This window comes from Streptomyces sp. A012304, assembly GCF_026008495.1.
In the GTDB taxonomy this organism is placed as follows: Bacteria; Actinomycetota; Actinomycetes; order Streptomycetales; family Streptomycetaceae; genus Streptomyces.
Window position 1 is genome coordinate 1 of record NZ_BQUN01000056.1, and the last position, 9,817, is coordinate 9,817.

Consider the following 9,817-nt stretch of genomic DNA (forward strand, 5'->3'; position numbering starts at 1 on the left):
GATCTCGCCTTCACCTGCTGGAGGGGCGAGATCACCTCCCCCGCCGGGCGCGGTCAACCCGCCTTCAGCGCCCGGCGCGGCCGCCTGCGGCCGGTCAGGTTGATGCGCACGCAGGAGAGGGGGAAGGGCGTGTCGCAGACCATGCAGACCCTTTCCGTAGAGTCGTTGACGGTGTCGCACGCTCTGCACTTGCGCATGATCGAAGCCTCCTGAGGTGTGCCGGGTGGGGAAAGGCGCCTGCGGGTGATCCAGTGGGTCCCGGGTGAGGGTGATCAGGCGGCGGGGGCCGAGCGCACGCCCCCGCGCGGCGGGCGGTCAGCTCTTGCTGCTGGACAGGTGCACGGCGACTCGGGGTCCGAGCCTGCCGCCGACGAACCCGATGATGAACTCGGCCATCGGCCCGTCGAAGGGGAGTACGAGCAGTGCGAGGGCGGCGAGCGCTACCGCTCCGGTGACGTGTGGGGCGTGGGCGGCGAGCGCAGCGGCTGAGCGGCGGGCGAGTCCGGTGCGATCCATGCGATCCATATGGCGAACCCTACGGGAATATTTCCAATTACCCAACTCGAATCGTCCGGGTGTTACGGACTATGCGGCGCGCTGCCCTCTCGCGTTCCGGATTTTGTTACGCATTCTGCGGGTGTCGCGGCGACTGCGGGGCTATTGTTACGGTGTCGACCCGACAGTCTGTTACGGGTTCTTGTGTTGCTGCGGCGGTCACGCCGCATCGGGATGCTTCGTCTCCTGGAGTGCTTATGTCTGATCGTTCTGTGCCGCCCGACGCGACGAAGGCGGAGCCGGGGCCCGTCTGGGCAGGCGCCGGCCCCGACGGCGCGCCCGAGGTGCTGCGCGTCTCGGTGGCGCGGACGCAGCTGTATCCCCTCGTAGACAAGGCGCGGGACGGTGTCGTGACGGTCGTGACTAAGGGGACGGGGCGAACAGAGGTCCGGGCCGCCCTGGTGTCGCTGAAGGCGCTCGATGCGGCGGCGCGGGCGCAGGTCGGAGGATGGCCGTCGCTGTCCAAAACGGCTGCCCGGCCCAAGCTGGGGGACCTGGTGGCCGCGGCCGCGGGGAGCGGGGGCCAAGGCACCCCGGGGACGCCGCAGGTCCTGCTGGACTACAAGACGCCGGTTGCCGTACTGGTGAATGCCGCGCTGCTCCCTGACGACGGCGGCCCGATCCGGATTCCCGCGCTCGGGCGCCGACAGATCACGCTGTCGGTACGAGAGGTGACCCGGGACTGGACGTCGCTGCTGGACGAAGCCGAAGCAGGCGAGGTGTGGGTGGAGGTGTACCGGTCGCGGTCCACGACGGCGCCCCGCGCGGTGCTGATCCCCGTCGTGGCGTTGAACCCCGAATATGCAGGCCTGCTCAAGACGTGGCCCGTGCACGACGCGGACGACGTCCTCGGCGAACTCGACGCCCTGGTTGAGGAGGTGGTCAAGTCGACAGCACAGGACGCTGCGCGCGGCGTGGTGGTGGCGCGGAACGGGAAGCCGCTCGCGGTCCTCATGCCCCGCAACGAGGCGGCCAGAGCCACCGCACACCAGCCCGGTGTGACACCGTCGGCCGATCACCTCCGGACCGACGCCGCGGCCCCGGAGGAGCTGTCGGCCGCCCCTTCCGGCACCGGGACTTCAGTCGCTTCGGTCGCTGTCGCGGCCGAACCTCCGCCCGAGGCCGACGCACCGCCTGCAGACCAGCCGACAGCCAACTTCGAGGCCGGAACAGGAGCGGTGAGCCGTCGGCCGGTGGCGGCCCTGGAGGCCGTCCTCCAGGAGGTGCTGGCCCCTCAGGGATCCGACACGCCGCCGACGGAGGCAGCCTGGTTCGGAATCCCCGCCCTGGACCGCGTCGTGGCCGGCCTGCAGCCCGGGAAGCTGACGCTGGTGGCGGGCGCCCCAGGCGCGGGTCCCTCACTGCTGGTGGCAGCCGCAGCGCGGGACACGGCGCTGCGCCGACAGCTCCCGGTGCTCTACGCGGCATCCGGTCTGACCCGCACCGATGTGGCGATGCGCGTCATCGCGGCGGAGGCCGGGGTGAACTACCGCGCCCTGCGCACCGGCCAGCTCACCGAAAACGAACAGGACAAGGCGAACGGCGTGGGTGAACTGCTGTCGCGTCTGGGCGGAAACGTCTGGCACATCGACGACGGGGCCGGGCTGACCGCATCGGACATTGCCGAGGCCGCGCAGGACGTCGACGGGCTCGCCCTGGTCGTAGTGGACCGACTGCAGCGTGCCCACGACCCATCGGTGCCCCTGTCCGGGCGGGCCCTGCCGGCCGCAGCACAGGCGCTGACCCACGTGGCGCGGCGCCTGAAGATCCCCGTCGTGGCCGCGGTCGACACAGACGAGACACCCCTCGTCGCGGCGCTGGACGCAGACGTCACCCTGACAGTGACACGGACCGACGAGCGGGCAGAAGTCACCTACGCCGAACGCGACTTCGGAATCCTGGCGAGCACCGAACTGCGGGCGGACCTGGCGTGTGCCCGCTTCAGCGATCCGCTCGAGGCCGCGGAGCCCACGGCACCGCAGGCCGTCGACCCCAACCCGCCCACCCCGACCATGACGCCCAGCGCCGGCATCACGGACGAGATCGAGCACGAACTCCTTCAGGCGGCGCACCCGTTCATCTTCGGGGCAGCAGAAGGTATCGGCGCGCGACTGCGTGGCACGCTGTCCGCGCTCGGGCAAGCGGCCCGCACCGGGGACCATGGCGACATGGGCGACCTGCGGACTTCGGTGGCCGACCTTGCCGCCCGCCATCCGACAGTCCCGGACACCAACGAGGGTCGACGCCTGGCAGCGGCACTGACCGCATACGCCGCCGCCCGGCCGCCGATGCCGGGCGCCGTCTCCGCGCCCCGCCCGGAACGCCCCACAACCCTGGCGCCCGACCCGCAGGACACACCGGCGGCCACCAAGGAGCTCGGGTCGGCGGAGACCGAACTGGTCGCCGCGGCCCTTCCCCTGCTCACCGATGCCGGGCCCTTGTCCCTCACCGCCCGATCCGCTCTGTCCCAGCTGCGAGACGCGCTCCGCACGGGCGACGACCAGGCCATCAACGAGGCGAGGGCGCGGACAGCGTCCCTGGCCGGCCAGCGCCTGCGACTTCCGCACACCGAGGAGACACAAGAGCTCCGGGCTGCACTGGAGGCCTACGCCCGCGCCGCGGCCGCCGCCGGCATCACCCCGGCGGCCGTACCTGCACCCGCCGCCTCCCTGACGGTCCAGGAGCCGGCCCGGGACACCGAAGAGCACCAGATCCCCGCCGATGCTCCGTACGACCCGGACGAGGAGACATCGGCGACGTTCCAGGACACCACGGTGCCGCCGGAGGACACCGGCAACGTCCGGCGCGGTCGCACCTACACCTTCTTCACCAACAAGATCGCGGCCGCCGTGGACCAGGCGCTCCAGGAGACCAACGGCGACGTCGACGAGGCGATCAAGCTACTCAAGCGCAAGGCCGTGCCGGACGCTATGGCCCTGTTCAAGCTCTCCAGGGTCGGCGCCACGTACGAGCATTCCGTGTACCCGGAGCCCTTGGAATTCCTCTCCAAGCCGTCACAAAAGGAATCCGACCAGATCTGGGAAGGGCGCCACAAGTGGCGCAATGAAGCCCTGCGAACCGCGGTGAAGAAGGGCATGCAAAAGCCGCTGGACGTGACGGCCCTCGACACCAACTGCGCCTACCTGTCAGCCTTCAAGACTCACCTGCCGATCGGCGCACTGCGCCACCACACCCGCGGGTTCCTCCCCAAGGAGTCCGGCATCCACCGCGTTGACCACTTCGAATGGCCTCACGAGGACCTCCCGAACCCGCTGGGCGGACGGGTCGAGCCGGGCCCGTACCTGCTGGACGAAGCCACCGTCCGGCTCCTGATCCGCTGCAACGAACTCGGCCTGTCCGCCCCGCCGAGGATTCTGGAATCATGGACCTCGGGCGGAACGGAAGCCCTGCTGGAGAAGTTCCGCCGCATCCTGAACGAGGCACGCACCAAGGCAATCCAGGAATCCGACAAGCCCACCGAGGAGTACGTCAAGGCGATGTACTCCCGATTTACCTCAACCATCGGTGAATCAGGAAAGAACCAGGAACTCCGGCGAGCCGACTGGGTCCACATCATCCGGTCGCAGGCTTTCGCGAGCCTCTGGCTGAAAGCCCACCGGGCCTATCAGGAAGGCCTTACGCTGGTGCAGGTCGCCGGTGTAGACGAGATCCACCTCGTCGGCGACTGGCAGAAGATTTGGAAAGAAGGCCGGATGCCCGGCGAGATGAAGAAGAAGCGCCTCTACACCCTCGGGGAGAACTAACCCATGCCGTACGACGACAGCGGCTGGAGGAATTTCGGCCGCCTCGGCGCGAACCGCTCCCCGGAGAACGTCCGCGGCGGCCAAGCGCTCGGCGCGGCCATGGAGGAAGCCCTGTCCCGGCAGATCCGCGAGGGCGGCATCCGCTCCCCGGTCACCACCAACCGCGGGTTGAACGCGCGGCTGAACTACCTCGACAGCGACGCCGGCCGGCAGGCAATGGCCGACGCCGGCATCGACGTGACACCGCGCACGATGAAGAAGTGGTTCGACGGCACGCAACAGCCACTGCCCGCGAACAAGGAGAAGATCGACACCGCGTACTGGAACCTGCGCACCGAGCGGTTCCTGAACAACCTGGGGGCCTTCAAGCAGCACCTGAACAACCGCGGCCGGGGCACGTCCATCGAGATCCACCCCATCAACCAGGATCTCGTCGACGAGCCCGCACGGCGCCGGAACCTCATGGGCGAACAGGCGCACCGATTCCTGCCGAACGTCCGCTACATCTGGGACGACGCGGTAGACGCCATGCGGGAGGGCGACAGCGAGAAGCTCGAGGAGATCTGGGACGACGTCATCGCCGACCTGGACAGCGACTGGGGCGCCTACACATACGTCTCCTACGTGGGCCTCGGCGCCTGAGCGGTCCCGCGCTCGAGGTGCAGGCCGGCCGGGCCGGAACATGGGAGCGGGGCGGGAGGCACTGCCTCCCGCCCCGCTCCCATGTCATTCGGCTGTCAGTGGTTCTGTGGCTGCTCGGCGCAGCACGCGGAGCGCCAGCACACGCAACGGTGGCAGTCCTGGCAGTCTTGGGTTCGAGGACAGCCGCACCGGCAGTCGTGCGGACGGCACTGCGGGCGGTGTCCGGGCGTGGTGACGTGGCAGCGGACCGCTTCGAGGTTCCGTGCGGCCTGCGCCCGCGTCTCCTGGTCCTCACCGCGCTCGACGGCGTGGACCAGCCGCCAGGTGGAGATCGGCGCGGTCTCGGCTTCCATGCTGGTGGGGAAGGTGTCCTCGTCGACGAACCGGGAGGCGTCGTAGTCCCTGTAGTCGAAGTCCTGCACGCACACGACGTGAATCGTCCCGTCCGGCCGGAGGTATCGGCGGTAGTGGGGCTCGCGGTTGAGGCTGCCGGGGAAGGTCAGGTCGAGCGGCATGTCGGCTTCCTTGGAAACGGCGCGGCCCGCGCCGAAGGGGCGCGGGCCGCGCCCGGTACTGGGGCCCGGGCGGGGGAAGCCCGCCCGGGGCGGAGTGGGGCGGGGGCGGAGGCGGCGCGTGCCGCGCGGTCATAACCGGTCGCGGGGCAACGGGTCGCCCGCACGATGAGACACGTGGAAGCTGGCGATCGCCGTGGACAGAAGATGCCTGATGCGCTGCTGCATGTCTGAACCTCCGGAGAAGTAGGGCGGACCCGAAGTGGCCGACCCGATGAACCTAACTCTACAGCGATAAATCCAATTAAGCAATTAGGGCGGTAGCTTGCCGTACGGGTCGAGGACCACGTCCCCGCAGCCGAGATGCCGGGCGAGGTCGTGGCCGCCCAGCGCCGCGATGCCGCCCAGGCCCTGACCGCGTAGGACGTCGGTGCCGACGATGAAATGAGGCCGGACCACCAACTCCCCCACGATGAGCTGATGAGTGCGGGCACTGCCGTAGTGGAGCGGGTGGTCCGCGTCCCTGACATGGCTGCCCGGCTCGCTGACGCGGCTGGAGCCGACGAAGGAGACCGTCCCGTCCCCGGCCCGCTGGACGTACATCCAGGCGGGCACATGGCGGGCGTGCGGGTCCAGGCGCAGGCCGGCCAGGGCGGCGTCGGTGGGGCGGAAGTCGTTCATGGGGTCCAATCGATCAGTAGGGGGAGGGTCGCTCCGCCAACTCGCAGTCGCGGCGCGGCCCTGATGGGCCGTGGGCGCGGCCGGGGTCGCCGGCGCCGGTTGCACTTGCTGTCGTGATGCCGCCCATAGCGCTCCTGCGAGTAGCGGTCGTAGCGCAGCGAGGCAGGGGCGCTGAGGTAGTCGGCGACCACCGCCGGCATGCTTCAAGGGGTCGCGGGCCGGGGCCCCGCCGCGCGGCGGGGCCCCGGCCCGCATGGGTCAGCTGACGCGACGGAAGAAGTCGGCGGCGTCCCGGGCGAAGTTGCGGTTGGCTTTGAGCCACAGGTGACGGCGGGCATCGGCAACGGGATTGCCCATGCCGCCCTCCGGACGCTCTGCTTCGAGCTCCGCCTTCGCCATCTGGCCGTGCCAGGTGGCCACGGCGTCGCGGCTCGACTGGAGGGTGTCGAGGAGGGCCTGCCACAGTCCGGTCTCGTACTGGGCGAGCGTGATGGCCTCGAAGAACCCGTCCATGCGGACGTTCTCAGCCGTCAGCTCCGGTGCCCGCAGCCGCTCCAACGAGGTGGTGCCCCGCCGCAGCGCGTTGGACTTACCCGCATGCGCAGCGGTCGTGAGCCTCTCCGCATGCATCCGGCGGTCACGCTCGGCACGGACGTCGTTGGTGCGGGTGCTGCTCATGGGGGATTCCTTCCTGGGGCGCTCGGGGAGGCTGTCGGGTGCGCCCGTCGGAGAGTCGGGCGGACTGGCTGACAACAAGCTCCACTCTACAGAAATAAATCCAATTAAACAACTTAGTTCGATGGAAGCTCGCGCCGCCGCACGGTCGGCCTGCGCCGGCTGGCCGCTGCGGCAGGGCCAGCCAGGACGGTCGAGGTGCTGCGGTGCGCCCGGTGACTCGGATCGGCTTGCGGCCGCGCATCGCCTACCGCAGCATCCAGAGGTCGGCGTAGGTGAGGACGGCCCTGCGCGGGCGTGTGCCGAGCAGGAGCTCGACCAGGACGTCGGCCTCGGTCGCGATGAGGGCGATGTCGAGGGAGCTGGCAAGGCGGGAGCCGTCCAGGATGGCGGGCAGGTGTTCGTAGACGAGCGGTCGGCCGAGTGCTTCACGGCGTTCGGCCAGCGTGCGGATTCGATCGGTGATCGTCGGTGCGGACGCGGATGAGGGCGTAGGGGTGGTCACAAGGCCTCCGGGGTGGTCGGGCCCGGTCCAATCATGATGCCTGCCCCGTCAGGGCAAGTCGTGGAGTCCGGGGCGATCCATGGTGATATCGAGGGTCGCCGGGTATCCAAGGGATATGAACCACTCGGCGAGTCGGTGGTGTATCTCAGGAAGGTATCGGTGGGTGTGACCCAAGATGGACGTGTGCTCCTGCAGCGCCCCCGCCATGACCGTGTCCCAGTGCAGTTGGCGGACCGCGCGCTCCACCGGCGAAGCAGCGCTATCGGGGCCGCCGTTGGCCGCCGTCCAGGCTTCCCGCTCCTCGTTGGTGGCCTCGAAGCCGCAGAAGCCCAGCTCTGCGAATAGGGCCGCCAGCTTCTTCGTGAGGCTCACGCCCGGGTCGCCGATCCATTCCTCGCTGAACATCTGATCCAGTGACCGACGCTCGCCAGGCCGATTTCCTTCCTCGCGCCACATGCACTCGCCGGGTTCGGCCTCGGGGAGGAAGGCCAGGAACAGGCGGCGGATGACGAAGGTGTACGGATCGATCAGCGTGGGTCGCATCGGTACTCCAAGCGGTGAAGGGATGGGGGAGGCGGGGAGTGTTGACCAGCGTGCGAGCTGCCTGCGCCCCGACCTGACCTAAGCCTACGGCAGTAATTCCAATTATGCAATGGAGAGCTGACGTGCCCTTACCGATCCGCGCCCGCCCGCCGTCCTCCTCCTCGTGTGCCGCGCCGGCCTTGGCGGTACGGGTCAGGTGAGCAGGGTGGCAATGCGCTCCAGGGCGGCTGTGCGCTGGTGGGCGGTGTACTCGTTCTTGGTGGCAAGCACAGCCATGGACGGCTGTTGCCACAAGGGCGCCACGACGGCGGCGATTTCGCGCGCGGCGTGTTGCCAGTGCGGATCGGCGTCCGCGGGCATGAGGAACAGCGGGATCTGGAGGCTGGGCGGGTAGGGTTCGCGGTCCAGCGGCCCTGGCTCATGGGCGAGCTCGGCGGCCCGGGCGCGCACCGGCTCGGCCGGGCAGGCGCCGGTGATCTGTTCCGTGGACGGGGTGATGCCGGCCGCGGCGTACAACTTGGTCTCGGCTGCGGTGAGCCGGGAACGTTGGTGGATGTCCCTGCAGTCTCGCGGGTCTCCGGCCCGGTCGACCAGGAGGCCGTGCCTCCACACCATGCCGTTACCGAGCACGATCAGCGCCTGATGGAGCGCTTGTGTGCGGTTGCTGTAGGCGCAGGGGTAGCGGCCGATCAGGCCGGTAAGGGTTGCGCTAACGGGATCCACGTCATCTATCCGATCGGCGAAGGAGCCAGGGGGCGGCGTGATGAGGGCTCAGCACGGTTCTGGTGGGCACCCACAAGCGGGGCGGGAGGCTGCGCTCCCGCCCCGCTTGACGCCCTTGCTTGCCGGAAGGGCGGGGTGTCAGCTGCGCTTGGCGCGGAGCTGGAGGGTGCGCGCGTAGTTCTGGTACCGGGCCTTGGCGATCACGGAGCGGTCCGTGGTCCGCAGAACGATGCCCTCGGGGCGGCCACCGGCGTCCGGGTCGAGGGCGACCAGGGTCTTGGACAGGTGATGGGTGAGGAAGGCCTGCATCTCATCGATGCCCGTGGGCAGTTCGCTGGCCGCGACCCTGGCCAGGCGGGGCGCCATCTCGATCTCCTCCTCTGACGCGGTCTCGGTGAGTTCGTCCTCAGTGTGGAAGTACTGGCCGCCGCCGTCGCGCCAGCTCGCGATCCGGGCCTGCGGGAGCTCCAGGGTTGCGGCGTCGATCTCCGCCACGTCGAAGAGGCGGTGCCCCAGTGTCGTTCCGCCGGTGTACTGCTTGCTCGCGGCGGTGATCTTGTTGCCGCCGTAGACCTCCAGGTAGTACACGCGGATGCCGTCAGCGGGTGCGCTGATCCGCTCGGCCAGCGGGCGGAGCGCCTCGACGATCCCGAGCTTGGGATTCCAGACCCTGTCGCCGCGTGCGTAGAGCAGTTCCTCCCGGCTGCCCAGGAAGTAGTCGCCGCCGGGGAGGGTGATGATCCGCGCGTTCGTCCCGTCGATCTTCTCGGTGAGGATGACGTCGCCGCTGAAGGCGGTCGCGGTCTCCAGCAGCCCGCCGCTGCGCGGATCGAGCTCGTGGTACGTGAGGATCGAGGGGTACTTGGTCGCCGAGTTGAGCGCGTCGAGATCGAGGTTCGCGAGAGCGGGCATGACTGCTCCAGGTCGAGGGTGTCGGTTGGTGGACGGGGTGGGGTCGGCCGGAGTGTCGGCCGACCCCGAGAGAATTTCTAGCGGCAGCCGGGGTGTGAACCGATCACAGCCGACAGGCCCGACATGCCTTCGGTATGCAGTGTGTAGAGGGCGTATGCGGGGACCGCGAGGGCCGCGAGCCCGAGCAGGAGGCCCAGCACGATTCCGGCTGTGCGACCGATCACCAGCTTGTTCATTGAGACCTCCTGCTCGGGTGGGCGCGATCCTGAGGGGGCGGTGAGGCGACGAGCGTGATCACTCGCCCC

General features: G+C 69.3%; 12 protein-coding genes. 3 read left to right on the forward strand and 9 right to left on the reverse strand.

What is annotated here, in order from left to right:
* Positions 1-213, forward strand: a 213-nt coding sequence (locus ALMP_RS12295) for a hypothetical protein (RefSeq protein WP_264927012.1), incomplete at its 5' end; no start/stop codon positions are given.
* Between the two features lie 102 nt (positions 214-315).
* Here ALMP_RS12295 and ALMP_RS12300 read toward each other — a convergent pair.
* The gene (locus tag ALMP_RS12300; RefSeq protein ID WP_264927014.1) at positions 316-525 is read right to left on the reverse strand and encodes a hypothetical protein; all 210 of its coding nucleotides are present in this window, start codon (positions 523-525) and stop codon (positions 316-318) included.
* A gap of 143 nt (positions 526-668) precedes the next feature.
* Between ALMP_RS12300 and ALMP_RS12305 the strand changes: the two genes are divergently transcribed.
* Positions 669-4,319 carry a DnaB helicase C-terminal domain-containing protein gene (locus ALMP_RS12305; protein WP_264927016.1) on the forward strand — a complete coding sequence of 1,217 codons (3,651 nt, stop codon included), beginning with the start codon at positions 669-671 and terminating at the stop codon, positions 4,317-4,319.
* Between the two features lie 3 nt (positions 4,320-4,322).
* Positions 4,323-4,961 (forward strand): hypothetical protein, encoded by a 639-nt coding sequence (locus ALMP_RS12310; RefSeq protein ID WP_007494468.1) that lies wholly within the window; start codon positions 4,323-4,325, stop codon positions 4,959-4,961.
* A gap of 95 nt (positions 4,962-5,056) precedes the next feature.
* Here the strand turns inward: ALMP_RS12310 and ALMP_RS12315 are convergent, their stop codons facing one another.
* From ALMP_RS12315 to ALMP_RS12350, 8 genes are all read right to left on the reverse strand, one after another.
* Entirely contained in the window at positions 5,057-5,476 is a 420-nt protein-coding gene (locus tag ALMP_RS12315) for a hypothetical protein (RefSeq protein ID WP_264927018.1), read from the reverse strand.
* Positions 5,477-5,785: 309 nt separating this feature from the next.
* Positions 5,786-6,154 (reverse strand): hypothetical protein, encoded by a 369-nt coding sequence (locus tag ALMP_RS12320; protein WP_264927020.1) that lies wholly within the window; start codon positions 6,152-6,154, stop codon positions 5,786-5,788.
* 258 nt (positions 6,155-6,412) lie between these two features.
* Complete coding sequence (locus tag ALMP_RS12325; protein ID WP_264927022.1) at positions 6,413-6,832, reverse strand: hypothetical protein; 420 nt, start codon at positions 6,830-6,832, stop codon at positions 6,413-6,415.
* Between the two features lie 244 nt (positions 6,833-7,076).
* Entirely contained in the window at positions 7,077-7,334 is a 258-nt protein-coding gene (locus ALMP_RS12330; protein ID WP_264927023.1) for a transporter, read from the reverse strand.
* Positions 7,335-7,382: 48 nt separating this feature from the next.
* On the reverse strand, positions 7,383-7,877 hold the full coding sequence (locus ALMP_RS12335; RefSeq protein ID WP_264927024.1) for a hypothetical protein: 495 nt from the start codon (positions 7,875-7,877) through the stop codon (positions 7,383-7,385).
* A 192-nt stretch (positions 7,878-8,069) separates the two neighbouring features.
* Positions 8,070-8,600: a hypothetical protein gene (locus ALMP_RS12340; RefSeq protein WP_264927026.1), complete on the reverse strand. Its 531-nt coding sequence runs from the start codon at positions 8,598-8,600 to the stop codon at positions 8,070-8,072.
* A 138-nt stretch (positions 8,601-8,738) separates the two neighbouring features.
* Positions 8,739-9,512, reverse strand: a complete 774-nt coding sequence (locus ALMP_RS12345) for an RNA ligase family protein (protein ID WP_264927028.1) — start codon at positions 9,510-9,512, stop codon at positions 8,739-8,741.
* Positions 9,513-9,589: 77 nt separating this feature from the next.
* Positions 9,590-9,748, reverse strand: coding sequence for a hypothetical protein (locus ALMP_RS12350; RefSeq protein ID WP_264927030.1), 159 nt, complete (start codon positions 9,746-9,748; stop codon positions 9,590-9,592).
* Positions 9,749-9,817: the final 69 nt, after the last annotated feature.

Coding starts and splice junctions, on each gene's coding strand:
- ALMP_RS12300 (WP_264927014.1), bottom strand. CDS start 525: ATGGATCGCATGGATCGCACCGGACTCGCCCGCCGCTCAGCCGCTGCG.
- ALMP_RS12310 (WP_007494468.1), top strand. CDS start 4,323: ATGCCGTACGACGACAGCGGCTGGAGGAATTTCGGCCGCCTCGGCGCG.
- ALMP_RS12315 (WP_264927018.1), bottom strand. CDS start 5,476: ATGCCGCTCGACCTGACCTTCCCCGGCAGCCTCAACCGCGAGCCCCAC.
- ALMP_RS12320 (WP_264927020.1), bottom strand. CDS start 6,154: ATGAACGACTTCCGCCCCACCGACGCCGCCCTGGCCGGCCTGCGCCTG.
- ALMP_RS12325 (WP_264927022.1), bottom strand. CDS start 6,832: ATGAGCAGCACCCGCACCAACGACGTCCGTGCCGAGCGTGACCGCCGG.
- ALMP_RS12335 (WP_264927024.1), bottom strand. CDS start 7,877: ATGCGACCCACGCTGATCGATCCGTACACCTTCGTCATCCGCCGCCTG.
- ALMP_RS12345 (WP_264927028.1), bottom strand. CDS start 9,512: ATGCCCGCTCTCGCGAACCTCGATCTCGACGCGCTCAACTCGGCGACC.
- ALMP_RS12350 (WP_264927030.1), bottom strand. CDS start 9,748: ATGAACAAGCTGGTGATCGGTCGCACAGCCGGAATCGTGCTGGGCCTC.